The 14,259-nt window shown below is 58.7% G+C and carries 13 protein-coding genes; 4 read left to right on the top strand and 9 right to left on the bottom strand.

The window, feature by feature from the left end:
• The first annotated feature begins 50 nt into the window (after positions 1-50).
• Genes iolC through ACR0BF_RS18200 form a run of 3 tightly spaced genes read left to right on the top strand, consistent with a single transcriptional unit; the run spans position 51 to position 2,713 of the window.
• Positions 51-1,031, top strand: a complete 981-nt coding sequence (gene iolC / locus ACR0BF_RS18210) for a 5-dehydro-2-deoxygluconokinase (protein ID WP_480625479.1) — start codon at positions 51-53, stop codon at positions 1,029-1,031.
• A gap of 9 nt (positions 1,032-1,040) precedes the next feature.
• Positions 1,041-1,877 carry a 5-deoxy-glucuronate isomerase gene (locus ACR0BF_RS18205; RefSeq protein WP_480475288.1) on the top strand — a complete coding sequence of 279 codons (837 nt, stop codon included), beginning with the start codon at positions 1,041-1,043 and terminating at the stop codon, positions 1,875-1,877.
• Positions 1,874-2,713, top strand: coding sequence for a class II fructose-bisphosphate aldolase (locus ACR0BF_RS18200; protein ID WP_480625478.1), 840 nt, complete (start codon positions 1,874-1,876; stop codon positions 2,711-2,713). Before ACR0BF_RS18205 ends, ACR0BF_RS18200 begins: the two co-directional genes overlap by 4 nt.
• A gap of 15 nt (positions 2,714-2,728) precedes the next feature.
• On the opposite strand, the gene ACR0BF_RS18195 is transcribed toward ACR0BF_RS18200, so the two are convergent.
• The 9 genes from ACR0BF_RS18195 to iolG form a co-directional block, all read right to left on the bottom strand.
• Positions 2,729-3,487, bottom strand: coding sequence for an SDR family NAD(P)-dependent oxidoreductase (locus tag ACR0BF_RS18195; RefSeq protein WP_480625477.1), 759 nt, complete (start codon positions 3,485-3,487; stop codon positions 2,729-2,731).
• The gene (gene iolB / locus ACR0BF_RS18190) at positions 3,484-4,290 is read right to left on the bottom strand and encodes a 5-deoxy-glucuronate isomerase (RefSeq protein ID WP_480625476.1); all 807 of its coding nucleotides are present in this window, start codon (positions 4,288-4,290) and stop codon (positions 3,484-3,486) included. Before iolB ends, ACR0BF_RS18195 begins: the two co-directional genes overlap by 4 nt.
• 48 nt (positions 4,291-4,338) lie before the next feature.
• On the bottom strand, positions 4,339-5,520 hold the full coding sequence (locus ACR0BF_RS18185) for a phytanoyl-CoA dioxygenase family protein (protein ID WP_480625475.1): 1,182 nt from the start codon (positions 5,518-5,520) through the stop codon (positions 4,339-4,341).
• Positions 5,521-5,567: 47 nt separating this feature from the next.
• The gene (iolE, locus tag ACR0BF_RS18180) at positions 5,568-6,467 is read right to left on the bottom strand and encodes a myo-inosose-2 dehydratase (protein ID WP_480625474.1); all 900 of its coding nucleotides are present in this window, start codon (positions 6,465-6,467) and stop codon (positions 5,568-5,570) included.
• Positions 6,464-8,296, bottom strand: a complete 1,833-nt coding sequence (gene iolD / locus ACR0BF_RS18175; RefSeq protein ID WP_480625473.1) for a 3D-(3,5/4)-trihydroxycyclohexane-1,2-dione acylhydrolase (decyclizing) — start codon at positions 8,294-8,296, stop codon at positions 6,464-6,466. Before iolD ends, iolE begins: the two co-directional genes overlap by 4 nt.
• Positions 8,297-8,447: 151 nt before the next feature.
• Complete coding sequence (locus ACR0BF_RS18170; protein ID WP_480625472.1) at positions 8,448-9,269, bottom strand: ATP-binding cassette domain-containing protein; 822 nt, start codon at positions 9,267-9,269, stop codon at positions 8,448-8,450.
• Position 9,270: 1 nt separating this feature from the next.
• The gene (locus ACR0BF_RS18165) at positions 9,271-10,377 is read right to left on the bottom strand and encodes an ABC transporter permease (protein ID WP_480475272.1); all 1,107 of its coding nucleotides are present in this window, start codon (positions 10,375-10,377) and stop codon (positions 9,271-9,273) included.
• A 68-nt stretch (positions 10,378-10,445) separates the two neighbouring features.
• Positions 10,446-11,366 carry a sugar ABC transporter substrate-binding protein gene (locus ACR0BF_RS18160; protein ID WP_480625471.1) on the bottom strand — a complete coding sequence of 307 codons (921 nt, stop codon included), beginning with the start codon at positions 11,364-11,366 and terminating at the stop codon, positions 10,446-10,448.
• A gap of 124 nt (positions 11,367-11,490) precedes the next feature.
• A complete protein-coding gene (gene iolG, locus ACR0BF_RS18155; RefSeq protein WP_480625470.1) occupies positions 11,491-12,504 on the bottom strand; it encodes an inositol 2-dehydrogenase in 1,014 nt (337 codons plus the stop codon).
• A 588-nt stretch (positions 12,505-13,092) separates the two neighbouring features.
• Between iolG and ACR0BF_RS18150 the strand changes: the two genes are divergently transcribed.
• Positions 13,093-14,256 (top strand): tyrosine-type recombinase/integrase, encoded by a 1,164-nt coding sequence (locus tag ACR0BF_RS18150; RefSeq protein WP_480625469.1) that lies wholly within the window; start codon positions 13,093-13,095, stop codon positions 14,254-14,256.
• Positions 14,257-14,259 lie beyond the last annotated feature (3 nt).

Here is a 14,259-nt window from a genome sequence, read left to right as displayed (position 1 = left end):
TTAAACGCAAGGTCCAAACTTTGCCCACCCACTTTGCCGGAGGACATGACGTGAGCGCTTTGATAGACGGTATCAAAGGAAATCGCTTTGCCGTTCTGGGGCGTGCGGGTATCGACCTTTACGCAGACCCGGTCGGTGTCAAAAGCGAAGAGGCCGATACGTTCCATGCCGATCTTGGCGGCTCGTCCGCGAATATCTGTGCCGGTCTGGTCAAGCTGGGCAGCCAGGCATCCTTGATCACCTCCATCTCGGACGATGCAATTGGTCGGTTCTGCCTCAACCGGTTGCAACATTACGGGGTAGATACCTCTTATATCCGCGTGTTGGGGGGCGAGTATCGCACCTCTCTGGCCCTGTATGAAAGCCGGACCGAGAACTTTCAGAATGTCATCTACCGCAACGGAGCGGTCGATTTTCAGGTTACTGACGCGGATGTGGACAGGGTTGATTACTCATCCTTCTCGGCCCTGATCTCGGCTGGCACCGTCTTTGCGTCCGAACCCTCGCGCAGCGCCACGTTCCGAGGGTTTGAAAATGCGCGCAAGGCTGGTCTTCCGATCATTTTCGATGTTGATTACCGCCCCTACAGCTGGCCTTCGCCGGAAATTGCCGCTGACGTTCTGTCCCGTGCGGGCGAAGCCAGTGACCTGATTGTCGGCAATGATGAAGAGTTCGGCTTCATGGCCGGAGGTCTGGAAAAGGGCTTTGCCAAGGCACAGGACCTTGCCAAGAAACCGGGCCGGGTCGTCATCTACAAGATGGGCGAAAAAGGCGCCGTGACGCTGGCGGATGGGCAGGAAATCAAAACCGGGATCTACCCAGTGGACGCTATCAAGCCCGTCGGGGCCGGTGACAGTTTCATGGCAGGGCTTCTGGCTTCGATCGCGGCGGGGCACGCGCTGAAAGACTCGGTGATGCGCGGTTCTGCCTGCGCATCCATTGTCGTATCCAAACCCGGCTGCGCCCCCGCTATGCCCACGACCCCCGAACTGAACGCGTTCCTCGCCTCTCACTCCGGTCCGACCACATAGGAGTATCCCATGCATATCGCGCCCTATGACAATCAGAACAAGCCCATCGTTGACGCCGGCGATCCGACCGTTCCGCTGAACTATTTCAACATCGTCAAACTGAAAAAAGGCGAGGCGTTCGAATACCGGGTGCCGGGCTACGAGACCTGCATCGTCCCTGCAACCGGCAGCGTCGATGTGGATGTCGAAGGCGTTTCCTTCCCCAGGCTGGGCAACCGGGGCGAAGATGTCTGGGATGGCGAGCCCGAGGGCGTCTATGTTCCCGTCGGCGCAAAGGTGCAGATGGTCTGCCTTTCTGACGCGACCGAGGTGTTTATTGCCGGTGCGAAATATGACAAGGTGCTGGACCCGTTCGATGTGCGCGAACACGACCTTGTGCAATATGGCAGCGACGACACCAAAACCCACCGCAAGATCAAACACATCCTTGGCCAAAAGCAACACGACAAGGTCGGTCGCCTGCTGGTCAGCGAGCTGTTCACCGTCGGTCAGGGCGGCTGGTCGGGCTTTCCCAGCCACAAGCACGACACCAACCGCCTGCCGGATGAGACCCGCCACGACGAGACCTACAATTTCCGGTTCAAACCCAACTGGGGCTCGGGTCTACAGATGCTTCAGCGCGAAGATAACCAGCCGGGCGACGCCTATCACATCGTGGATGGATCGACCGTTTGCATCGACAAGGGCTATCACCCCTGCTGCGTTTTGCCGGGGTACGAGATGTATTATTTCACCATCCTCGGCGGCCTGACCCAGCGTTCTCTGGTGCAGTATTTCCAGCCCACACATGCCTATCAGATCGAAACCATTCCCGGCATCAAAGACATGATTGCGAAATTCAAATGACCCTCGTCACGCTGAAAGACGTCCTGCAACCCGCTTATGAACAGGGCTATGCCGTAGGCGGGCTGGTCACACTCGGCTGGGAAGATATGCGCGCCTATGTGGCCGCGGCCGAGGCCGAGAATGCGCCCGTGATCCTGCAAGCCGGACCCAGCTGCCGCGACCACACTCCGCTGCCTGTACTGGGCAAGATGTTCCGGCATCTCGCCGAAAACGCTTCGGTTCCGGTCGTTGCGCATCTGGATCACGGCTATACGTTCGAAGACTGCAAGATCGCGCTCGACAGCGGTTTTACGTCCCTGATGTTCGACGGGTCGCGCAAACCCCTGCAGCAAAACATCGATGAAACCGCCGCAATTGCCGAGATGGCCCATGCGGCAGGGATTTCCTGCGAAGGCGAGATTGGTTTTGTCGGGTACTCGGGCGGTGAAGGATCAAACGGCACCGACCCGGCAGAAGCGGCCCAGTTCGCACGTGAAAGCGGTGTGGATGGGATGGCGATATCGGTTGGCAACGTCCACCTGCAACAAAACAAGGAAGGCGGTCTGGACGAAGCGCGCATTGCCGAGATCGACGCCTTGACCACCGTGCCTCTGGTTATTCATGGCGGATCGGGTGTGCCGGTAGATCAGCGTATGAAGTTGGCCCGCGAAACCTCAATCTGCAAGTTCAACATCGGAACCGAGCTGCGCATGGCCTTCGGCAATGCCCTGCGAGACGCTGTCAATCGCGATCCCGAACGATTTGACCGCGTGACCATCCTGAAAGAAACCCACGATCCGGTCGAAGCCGCCGCGCGGATGGTCATCCGTACCTTTGGCGCGCCGCCGCAACGTTGACGCGCGCTTTCGTCCTCAGATCGAACCCCCCTCGACCATGAAGTTGCCCGCGCTGCACATGGCGGCGTCGTCCGAGGCCAGAAACAGCACCATGCGCGCGACATAGACAGGCTCAATCGGATCGGGCAGGCATTGGCGGTCGACCTGTTTGGCCAGCGCCTCGGGCGTGACCCAGAGGTTCTTCTGGCGCTCGGTCATGATCCAGCCCGGCACCACCGTGTTCACACGAATGCTGTGATCGCCCAATTCGCGCGCCATGGTGCGGGTCAGGCCATGCACCGCCGATTTGGCGGTGGCATAGGCCGGAAAACCTGCCCCGGCCTCCCACCAGGAATTCGATCCTATGTTGACGATCGAACCTGCGCCCTTGGCGATCATACCCGGGGCCACAGCCTGAATGGCAAAGAACATATGGCGGATATTGGTCGCCATCCGCTCATCCCAATAGTCCGGCGTCACCTCGCGCCAGTCGTGGCGGTCATCCTGGGCGGCGTTGTTGACCAACACATCCGCCTCGCCCAGCTCCTCGACCAGTTGCTCCAGCGCAGCCCGCGTCCCTTCGATATCGCGCAGGTCACATTGCGCAAAGGCGTGTTCACCGTCCAGGTCCGCCAGCAGAGCATGGCCCGCTTCCGCATTGATATCCAGAAACCCGACCTTCGCCCCTTGCGCGGCAAAGGCGCGAACGGTTTCCGCACCAATTCCCCCGGCCCCGCCCGTGATGATAACCGTTTTGCCCGCAAGGCTAGGGTAATTGGCGAAGTCTTGGCTCATCCGTCACGTTCCATGATCCATTCGACCTCGGGGGCCAAGGCAAACCGCCATTTGCGCAGGGGGCCCGCCATGACGTTCAGGTAATACATCTCAAACCCATAGGGCGCGCCGCAAGGGTGATGGCCGCGCGGAACAGTCACAACATCGCCATCGGAGACAGCCATCGTCTCATCCAACTGGCCATCATCGGTATAGACCCGCTGAATTCCGAACCCGTTGGCCGGGTTGAGGCGGTGATAATACGTCTCTTCCAGATAGGTGATGCGGGGAAAATCATCCTCATCATGTCGATGACTGGGGTAAGAGGACCAGTGCCCATTGGGCGTAAAGACCTCGGTCACCAGCAGACTGTCGGCATAATCCTCGTTCTCCATCGCGATATTGTTGATATACCGCGTATTCACACCCTTGCCGCGTTCGGTCAGCGTGATGCCATCCGGCCCGATCCGGCGCGCTTTGTGGCCGCCCTTGCTCGGGGCCGAGCAGACCGCCACAACACAATCGGTTTCCGCCACAGCCTCCCACTCGGTTCCGTTGGGCAGATACAGGCTATGCGGCGGTGTCTTTTCGAACACGTTCATCCGACCGCCCAACACGCCCCAGTCCTGCCCAGCCCCGGTGATCCGCGCCTTGCCTTCGACCATCACCAGAATGACTTCGCGGTCTCCTGTCGCCTCGGCCGCCCTGTCGCCCGCTTGCAGATGATAGAGCCCAAAACCCACATATCGCCATCCGGCATTGTCCGGGGTGATGTCATGTACCTTGCCACGGGTTCCAATAGGTTTCTTCAGCAGATCTGCCATTCTTGTTCTCCTTATTGGGCGGGCCTAAACGGCCCGCCTGTGTTGCCCTCAGGCCGCTTGCCGTGCTTGCAGGGCCAAAAGCGCGGCAGACAGCTGAGCCTCGGCCCACCCTTCCGATACGGCCCGGTGCAATATGTCGGCCTGGCTTTCGGGCGCGTTGCCACCAATCGGCGGGTCGGTGTCCAGATTGGTCGGGAACGGATAGCCCTCAGCCGTTGCAGCAATCGCCGCATTCAGCTCTGCCGCACTCAGCGCCCCGCGTTGTTTCAGGGCGACCAGCGACGGGAACACCGCCTGCGACATGGACTGCCGGTCAACCATCTCCATCGCACGACCGAAGGCAGACGAGACCTGCAACAGGTTCGCCATCCGCTGAATATCCGCACTGCTGTTTTCCCCGGCAGCGTGGAACAGCGCCGGGTTGAAGAACACCGCATCCCCCTTCGCAAGGGGCAACTGAATGTAGTTCTCTTCAAAAAACGCCCGGTGTGCCGCATCGTGAAAGGCCAGATATCCCGGCGCATAAAGCTGCGAAAAGGGCAGCAGTTTGGTTGGGCCGCTTTCCACGGGCATGTCACAATGCGCAACCGCGCCTTGCAAGGTCAGCGAGGCCGTCACCAGATGGGCATGGGCCGGATACCGGGCGGCGCTGTCGGCGGTTTGAAAGCCCAGATGGTAATCCCGATGCGCCTGCTGTGCCTTGCCGCCGGGGCGCACTTGGTTGATTTGCGCGGTCATTTGATAGTTCGGCCCCAGCCACGCCTCGCAAGCCGCTGCAATGGCCACATTCCCGAAATAGAGTGCAAAGCCTTCGGGGTCGCGCAAGCACTGTTTCTGCAACGCGTTCCATATCCGGTCATTCGCGCCCGAGGCCGCGAAGTGGTCACCTTCTCCGGCCCCGCCCTGACGTTCTTCCACGATGATCTGCTGGAACACAGCCGTCGCCCGGTCGATCACGGACGTATCCGCAAATGCGCCTTTTAGAACGATCACACCCGCAGATTTGTCCAACACGCCTGCCCATTCCGCCAGCAGCGCTTTTCTTTGATCTGCCTTCTCCAGCGCCGGGCGCAGCGCATGCATATCATAGATCGGAACGTTCTTTTGCACCGATGCGGCGTGAGGCACCGCACCGGCTGTCAGGTTTTGCGAGGTCAACACCTTGAATTCATCCAGATCACAGGATTCCCGGTCAAAATAACCGACATATCCAAGGTCTTGATGTACCATGACAAACTCCTCTTTCATGGCTTCGGTGTTGCCCCGAGGGGCGGTGATTAAACGGTGATCTCCAACCCTGCCTTGCCGCAAACCTCGACGATGTGGTCATAGCCCAATTTGGAGTACTCATAGGGCGGCGCCTTGGCGGGGTCCTGCTCGGCCTCGACCACGATCCAGCCGCTGTAATCCATTGCTTTCAACGCGTTGGCTACGGCCTGAAAGTCGATGCACCCATCACCCGGCACGGTGAATGCCCCGGCAATTACGGCATCCAGAAAGCTGCGATTGTTCTCGCGCGTGTCCTGCACGATGTCTGGACGGATGTCCTTGAAATGCACGTGATGCACCCGGTCGCCCCAACGGTTCAGCGTGGCCATCACGTCGCCGCCACCAAACAGCAAGTGACCCGTATCGAAACACAGCTTCAGCTCGGGGCCGGAACCCTCCATCAGCCAGTTCACATCCTCTTCGCTTTCGATGATCGTGCCCATGTGATGGTGATAGGCCATCGGCATACCCTGATCTGCCATCCATTTGGCAAGCTCGGTCAGCTTGCCCGCATAGGCCAGAACCTCGTCTTTGGACAGCTTCGGGCGGTCATTGACCGGCGTTCCGATCTGCCCCTGAACGGTAATTGAACACTCGGCGTAAACGATGCAGGGGCTGTTCAGCGCAACAAATTGTTCCACCTGCTCGCGCACGATGGCGACCTCGGCCTCAAGGTCATTGACCAGAGTACTGCCCGAACACCAACCGCCACACAGCGCGATGTCGTTTGCGTCCAGATAGGCGCGCAACCCTTCGGTGTCGCCGGGCATCCGCTGGCCCCGTTCAACACCGGTATAGCCGATCTCGCGCGCTTCTTTCAGCGCCTGCTCCATCGTGTAGGCTGCGGTCAGGTCCGGCAGATCGTCATTCTGCCAGGCAATCGGAGAGATACCGATCTTCACGCTCATTTCGTGTTTCTTTCCTTGATGGCGACCTCATAGGCCGCACGTTTTTCGTTTACTTCCGGACGGATGCTGACCTCGGGCACCGCCACTTCCCACCACGTTCCGCCATATTCGGTCGATGGGTAGGGATCGGTGTCGATCACCACCACATAGGGGCCTTTGATGTCACTTCGCTTGGCCAGTGCCTCCTCAAGCTCGGTGATCGAGCTGACCTTGAGCGCGGTCGCCCCCATGGCTTCGGCATGTTTGGCAAAGTCGATCACCGAATTTTCGCCGCCGACCGCGTGATCCAGCAGGTTGTTAAACTCGGCCCCGCCGGTTCCCATCTGCAAACGGTTGATGCAGCCAAAGCCGCGATTGTCGGTGACCACAACGGTGAACGAAACCCCCATCATCGCCGCCGTCGCCATTTCCGAGTTCGCCATCATGTAAGTGCCGTCGCCGGTAAAGCAGATCACGTCGCGGTCGGGCTGGGCCATCTTGATGCCCATCGCACCGGCGATCTCATACCCCATGCAGCTGAAGCCATATTCCATATGATAGGCACCGGGGCGCGGTGCCTTCCACAGCTTGTGCAACTCACCCGGCATCGTGCCCGCGGCACACATGGCAACGGTGTTTTCATTGGCCACCCGCTGCACGGCACCAATCACCTGCATATCCGTGGGCAGCGCATTGGTGTCTGCGGGCGCGTCGGTCAATGCGTCGACCTTGGCAAACCATTCCGACTTCAGCGTTGCAGGCATATCAGGCGCGCGGTAACCGCCCAACGCGTCGCTCAGTTCACCCAGCCCAACGCGGGCGTCAGACTGCAGCGGCATCGCGCCGTGCTTTGCCGCGTCATAGGCGGCGGTGTTCAGGCTGATCAATTCCCGCTCGGGGTTCGCGAACAATCCCCAAGACCCGGTGGTGAAATCCTGAAAACGGGTGCCGACGCCCAGCACAAGATCCGCCTCGGCGCAGATATCGTTGGCAGGCTCACCGCCGGTGACGCCAATCGGACCAAGGTTCAGCGGATGATCCCAGGCCAGCGCGGATTTACCTGCCTGCGTCTCGGCCACCGGCACATTGTGCGCCTCGGCAAAGCGCTGCAAAGCGGCGGTCGCGTCCGAGTAATGCACACCGCCCCCGGCCACGATCACAGGGCGCTTGGCTGCCTTAATCGCGGCCACGGCCCGTGTCAGTTCACCCTCATCCGGACGAATTCGGCGCTGATACCAGACGCGCGGCTCAAAAAAGCTTTCGGGATAGTCATAAGCCTCGGCCTGCACATCCTGACAAAAGGCCAGCGTCACCGGACCGCAATCCGCCGGGTCCGTCATCGTGCGGAAGGCGCGCGGCAGCGCCGTCAACAGGTGCTCCGGTCGGGTGATGCGGTCGAAATAGCGGCTGACCGGTCTGAAACAGTCATTCGCGCTGATGGTTCCGTCCGAGAACACTTCGGGTTGCTGCAAAACCGGGTCGGGACCACGCGTGGCGAACACGTCACCGGGCAGCAACAAAACCGGCAGGCGGTTCACATGGGCCAGCGCCGCAGCGGTGACCATGTTGGTGGCCCCCGGCCCGATGGACGAAGTGACCGCCATCGCCCGCCTGCGCCCCAACTGCTTGGCATAGGCAATCGCGCAATGTGCCATGGTCTGCTCATTATGACCGCGATAGGTGGGCAGGCTGTCTTTCACACCGTGCAACGCCTCGCCCAGACCGGCCACGTTGCCATGGCCGAAGATCGCCCAGACACCTGCGATAAAGGGCTCTCCGGCCTCGTTCATCTGCGCGCCCAGATAGCGCACCAGAGCCTGCGCCGCGGTCAGTCGGACTGTCTTGCTCATCATGATCCCTTTCAACTCAGCTCCGCCTTTGGCGGCCTGCGGGTTTTCTCATTTGCGAAGGTGCCAGCTTTTGTATCAAAGCCTGAAAACAGAGTGGCGTCACGTGCCACCGCCCGATGGATGCCCCATTGGGGCATCCAAGTTCTGTACTTTAAACCGTACCGCCCAGCGATCCTTCTAGCTCGGCCATTTCCTGACCGCCTGCCATCATGTCCTGCAACTGCTCTGGCGTGATCTCGCCACGCGTTGCTGTGCCCAGCGTCTTGCCCCGGTTCAAAACGGTGAACCTGTCACCCACCGCCAGCGCGTGACGCACGTTGTGGCTGATGAAAACCACGCCGACGCCCTGACTGCGCACCTTGTCTATGGTGGCCAGAACGTTCGAAGTCTGGCGCACACCAAGGGCCGAGGTCGGCTCGTCCAAGATCAGGATCTTGGCACCAAAATACACGGCGCGGGCAATGGCGACGGTCTGCCGTTCCCCCCCAGACAAGGTGCCAACAGCCTGATCCGGCCCGCGCAAGTTGATGCCCATCTTGCGCATCTCTTCCATGCAGACCTCATTCGCGTGTTCAACATCGAACCGTTTCAGCAGACCCTTACCCTTGGTCGGCTCGCGCCCCATGAAAAAGTTGCGCGTGACGCTCATCAGCGGGATCATCGCCAGATCCTGGAACACGGTCGCAATGCCTGCCTCCATCGCATCCCGCGGAGTGTCAAAATGCAACGGCTTGCCCTCGAAAAAGATCTCGCCCTTGGTGGGTTTATGTACCCCGGACATGGTCTTGATGAAGGTCGACTTGCCCGCGCCGTTATCGCCCAGCAGGCAGTGGCATTCACCCGGTTTGACGTCGAAACTGACGCCCGCCAATGCGATGATGTTGCCAAAGTGCTTCTCGATATCCTTCATTTCCACGATGGGGGCCTGGTCGCCTGCCGCATCGCCATGGTGGAACTTGGTATCTTCGGTCATATCAGCGCTCCCCGGTTACGCGTTTGCGGATCGCGTTGTTGAACAGAACGGCAATCAGCAGCATCGCGCCCAGGAACACCTGGAACCAGTCCTGATCGAAATCCGTATAGGTCAGTCCGATGACAACCATGCCAAAGATGATCGAACCAAAGAACGCCCCGATGGCCGAGCCATATCCGCCCGTCAGCAGACAGCCCCCGATCACGGCAGCGATGATCGCCTCGAATTCTTTCTGGAAACCACGCCGTGCGTCGGTCGAGCCCGCGTCGATCACCGTAATGATGGCCACCAGTGCAGCGCAACAGGCGGTCAGCATGAACAGAGACACCTTGATCTTGCTCACGGGAACACCGGAATTCGATGCCGCAGTGCTGTCACCGCCCGCCGCGAAAATCCAGTTCCCCGCCGGGGTTCGCAGCAACACATAGGTGGCGGCCAATGCCAGCACGATGAACCACAGGATTTCGACCGGAACGCCGGGCACCTTGGGTGCTCCGCTTTTGAAGGTGTCGATCATGCCGTTGGCCGCCAGCCAGGCAAACAGGCTGCCAAAGGCTTCGCCCGAAAAGAACGGCGCCAGCCAGTCGTTTTCAACCACGTCACGCACACCGCGCAACTGGGTCGACCCTCCGGTCGCCGCTTTGAGGCCAACAAGGGACAAGCCACGCAGAATGAACAGGAAAGCCAGCGTCACGATAAAGGACGGCAGGCCAGATCTTATGACGATATTGCCGTTCACTGCTCCGACGAATGCCGCGAATACAAATGTCATGGGGATCGCAATGATCAGTGGCAGATGCCATGTCACCACGCAGACGCCGAAGAACAGGCCCGCAAACGCCACCATCGATCCGATGGACAGATCAAACTCACCACCGATCATCAAAAGCGCTGCGCCGATTGCCAGAATACCCAGTTGTGCCGCAGGTGTCATGAAGTTCATGACCCCGGCCAGGGTAAACATCGAATCGTCTGCTGTGATGGCAAAGAAGATGACCACCAGAACGACACCGGCCATCGCACCGAGTTCGGGCCGTTTCATGAGCTTGGTCATGAAAGGTTCTTTCTTGACCCTTTCGTCCCCGGCGATTTGCGCTGAGTCACTCATCGTTTCCTCCCACTTGGGTGGGAGCGGCGCCACCGCGCCGCCCCGTTTAGTTCAGGTTGCGGTATGGATCAGCGGATGCCCTGCGCGGACAGCTCGATCACCTGCGCGGCCTTGTCCTGAGTGATCAGGTTCGGACCCGAAGGAACGTTGCCACCGGGCATCAGGCCGTATTTGGCGTGCAGGCCCATGAAGTTCACCGACAGATACCCCTGCAGATACTGCTGCTGGTCAATGGCAAAGGCCGCGTCGCCATCTGCAATCGATTGCAGGAAGTTGGCCGACAGGTCGAAGGATGCAACGTTCACATCACGGCCCGACGCTTTGACAGCGGCAACAGTCGGCTCACCGGCCGAGCTTGCACCCAGCGCCATAACCGTATCGACGGCTTCATTTGCAGCCAGAGCAGCCGAGACCTTCGACTCGATTTCCGACGGGTCATTCGAGGTTGGCAGAACTTCGACATCGCCGCCAAAGCCTTCCGCGAAACCTGCGCAACGCAGGTCCAGCGCAACGTTGCCCACTTCGTGGTTCACACAGATCGCGGTTTTGCCCCCCATCGAAGCCAGTTGTTCACCCGCAGCTTTCCCGGCGTCAAACTCGTCCTGACCCACGTGCAGCAACGCACCCAGCTGTTTCGACACATCCGACCCCGAGTTGATCGAGATCACCGGGATGCCTGCGGCAACGGCACGTTCGATTGACGGGCCAAGCGCATCCGCATCCGGGATCGAAACGATCAGGCCATCAGGTTCCTGGTTCACCGCAGCGTCGATCAGCTGCGACATGGCCACCATGTCGAAGGTTTCCGGTGCGCGGTATTCCACATTCACACCGACATCCTTGCCAGCCTGTTCAACACCGTTCTTCACGACGTTCCAGAATGCGTCATTGGCCTGGCCATGCGATACGACCACGATGTCCTGCGCAAGAGCGGGTGTAGCCAGGGCCAGTGCCCCCGCGGCAAGTGCACCTTTAACGAATTTCTTCATTTCAGTTTCCTCCCATTGGTTCAGTCTGATCTTCTGTTGGGGTACCGGCCCCAATCATCCGGCTGTGCCGAATCTCAGTGGCTGCGGCGCAGGGCCGAGCTGTCGTTAGTTTGAAGAATTTTGGTCATTTTGCAACCGGTTTCAAAATTTCCTCCATCCGGACGGGCTTTCCCGTCTGCGCTGACAGGGTCGCGGCCTCGGCCATCGCCAGCGCCGCCACACCATCCTGCAACGTGACGGGAACGTTGGAACCGCCGCTGACGGCATCAACAAATGCGGCCCATTCCACGCGATAGGCCGGCATGTAGCGTTCCAGAAAGAAATAAGTCGGCTTTGCGCCCACAACGCCATCTGCCGTCGATTTCACGACGGTGTTTTCCAGCATGTTATGCGCCTGCAACAACCCCTCCGAGCCCAGCAACTCGACCCGCTGATCATAGCCATAGGCCGCCCTGCGCGAGTTCTTGATGACCGCAATCCGGCCGTCTGCGTAAGTCATTGTGACCACAGCCGTATCCACATCGCCTGCCGCGCCGATCTCCGCATCCACAAGCGACGATCCCACCGCCGTGACGGTCTGAGGCACATCCCCCATCAGAAAGTTCGCCATGTCAAAATCGTGGATCATCATGTCCCGAAACAGTCCTCCGGACACTTTTACATAGCTGACCGGAGGCGGTGCCGGGTCAAATGACGTGATCGACAACAGTTCGGCCTTGCCGATTTCACCCGCGTCCAGCCCGGCCTTCAAAGCTGCAAAATTGGGATCGAACCGCCGGTTAAACCCGATCATGACAGGTTTGCCGCGCCCCGCGACCGCTTTCAGACAATCCTGTGCCCTCTGAAGGCTCAGATCGACGGGCTTTTCGCACAGAACGGCTTTGCCAGCGCCCGTGGCCGCCTCGATCAGGTCGGAATGCGTATCCGTCGGCGTTGCAATCAGAACCGCGTCAATCTCGGGATCAGCGATTATTTCTTCTGAACTGCGTGCCTCGGCCCCATATTCATCCGCCAGGCTGGCTGCCGCCTCGGGTAGCGCATCGGATACCGCACACAACCTGCTCCCCGGATGGGAAGATATGGCCTGCGCATGAACACGCCCAATACGCCCGGCACCCAGCAATCCGACCCTCAACATGCAGCTCTCCCGAATCTTGTTGTTGTGCGTAACAATGATTTTCTTTGCAACCGGTTGCAATATATTTTTGCATCGCCCCCGGTTTTGCCAACCTATCCCGCACCCTCAACGCGAATACCGCGCAAAAACCCGGTCTGATCTCAACAGGATTACCCCGACCGACACGCATTTTCCGCGCAAATGCCAGCCTACGGGAATCCCCCAATATCGCCGCCCGGTGAATCACGTTAGATTGTACTTAAGGAACACATACTACCACTCTGTGACCCCTTAGAGGGGCTGGCATGACCCCCTCGTCCAGCCCCTCATACCACACCAAACAGCCACAAGATCACATCGCGCCGACCAAAGCAGGCGCATGTCCGGTATTGATCTGGTTTGACAATGGCGATCCCTGAAGGACTCGAACCCTCAACCTGCTGATTAGAAGTCTTACTACTCTCCTTTCGATGCAGTTCCAGGCACTTCTTTCAAACACCAAATCTCTTTATTTTTATGGAACTTATGGACTACCGCCTACGATCGAGCTCTTGTCAACTCTCTTTCTTGTGCTTACCTATTGCTTACCTAGCGTAGAATGCTCTTACGATGCCAAACATCCGACTGACAAAAACAAGCATTGATCGCCTTTCGCCCACAAATCGTGAGGCAATCTATTGGGACGAGAGTTTACCGGGCTTCGGACTGCGGGTGAAAACCACTGGCGTGAAGAGTTTTGTCATTCAATACCGAAGCAAGCAAACTGGTCGGTCGAAACGTAAGACTTTGGGCAAGTATGGGCCAACGCTTTCGCTTGGCACAGCACGTGAGATGGCGCGAAACCTTCTCGCCGAAGTTATCAGAGGTGGGGATCCGGTCTCAGACGGGCAGTTGCTGCGAAAATCGCCAACAGTCTCCTCACTTGCCGAGCAATACTTGACCGAACATGCGGTCCCAAAGAAAAGGCCCGGTAGCGTACGGAATGATCTTTCCATGTTGGAGAGGTACATTTTGCCTAAGCTGGGTGAATTGAAGGTCATTGAAGTGACACACCAGCATATCCAGAAATTGCACAACCAAATGCGCGACACTCCTTATCAGGCCAATCGAACGCTCGCGCTTGCTTCAAAAATGTTCCAACTGTCGGTACGCTGGGGGATGCGATCTGACAATCCCGCGCGTGGTGTTGAAAAATACGTAGAGGAAAAACGTGATCGCTGGCTTTCCGATGCGGAACTTCAACGGCTTCTATTGGCGCTATCCGAACACCCCAATCAGACTGCTGCCAATGCAATCCGCTTCCAGCTTCTGACAGGCGCGCGGATTGGAGAAGTTCTGACAGCCAAATGGGAAGACATTGATCTAGAACGTCGCGTGTGGACGAAACCATCGCATCACACCAAGCAAAAACGGCGAGAACACCTACCTTTGTCTTCGGCAACCACTGCCTTGCTGTCGGAAATGCAAGTGTCGAATACGCTAAACAGCTCATGGCTCTTTCCCGGACGCGATCCTGGGCAGCCGTACAAGGACTTGAAAGGGTTCTGGCGGTCAATAACGAAGTCCGCAGGTTTCGAAAACTACAGGGTACATGATAACCGGCATACACACGCTTCACATCTGGTTTCTAGTGGTTTGAGCTTACCGATAGTGGGCAGGCTTTTGGGACACACGAACCCGTCTACCACGCAACGCTACGCGCACCTCGCAGATGACCCGTTGCGGCAGGCAGCGGATGTGATGGGTAAGAAGATCAGCGGTGGCAGTTCCTGAAAC

This window comes from Ruegeria sp. AG7 (assembly GCF_056541545.1).
This window is presented reverse-complemented; position numbering and strand designations above follow the sequence as displayed.

Bases quoted from the DNA above. Each gene is read 5' to 3' on its own strand.
- ACR0BF_RS18150 (WP_480625469.1), top strand. From the start codon at position 13,093: ATGCCAAACATCCGACTGACAAAAACAAGCATTGATCGCCTTTCGCCC.
- ACR0BF_RS18160 (WP_480625471.1), bottom strand. From the start codon at position 11,366: ATGAAGAAATTCGTTAAAGGTGCACTTGCCGCGGGGGCACTGGCCCTG.
- iolD (WP_480625473.1), bottom strand. From the start codon at position 8,296: ATGAGCAAGACAGTCCGACTGACCGCGGCGCAGGCTCTGGTGCGCTAT.
- ACR0BF_RS18170 (WP_480625472.1), bottom strand. From the start codon at position 9,269: ATGACCGAAGATACCAAGTTCCACCATGGCGATGCGGCAGGCGACCAG.
- iolE (WP_480625474.1), bottom strand. From the start codon at position 6,467: ATGAGCGTGAAGATCGGTATCTCTCCGATTGCCTGGCAGAATGACGAT.
- ACR0BF_RS18165 (WP_480475272.1), bottom strand. From the start codon at position 10,377: ATGAGTGACTCAGCGCAAATCGCCGGGGACGAAAGGGTCAAGAAAGAA.
- iolB (WP_480625476.1), bottom strand. From the start codon at position 4,290: ATGGCAGATCTGCTGAAGAAACCTATTGGAACCCGTGGCAAGGTACAT.
- ACR0BF_RS18185 (WP_480625475.1), bottom strand. From the start codon at position 5,520: ATGGTACATCAAGACCTTGGATATGTCGGTTATTTTGACCGGGAATCC.
- iolG (WP_480625470.1), bottom strand. From the start codon at position 12,504: ATGTTGAGGGTCGGATTGCTGGGTGCCGGGCGTATTGGGCGTGTTCAT.
- ACR0BF_RS18195 (WP_480625477.1), bottom strand. From the start codon at position 3,487: ATGAGCCAAGACTTCGCCAATTACCCTAGCCTTGCGGGCAAAACGGTT.
- ACR0BF_RS18200 (WP_480625478.1), top strand. From the start codon at position 1,874: ATGACCCTCGTCACGCTGAAAGACGTCCTGCAACCCGCTTATGAACAG.
- ACR0BF_RS18205 (WP_480475288.1), top strand. From the start codon at position 1,041: ATGCATATCGCGCCCTATGACAATCAGAACAAGCCCATCGTTGACGCC.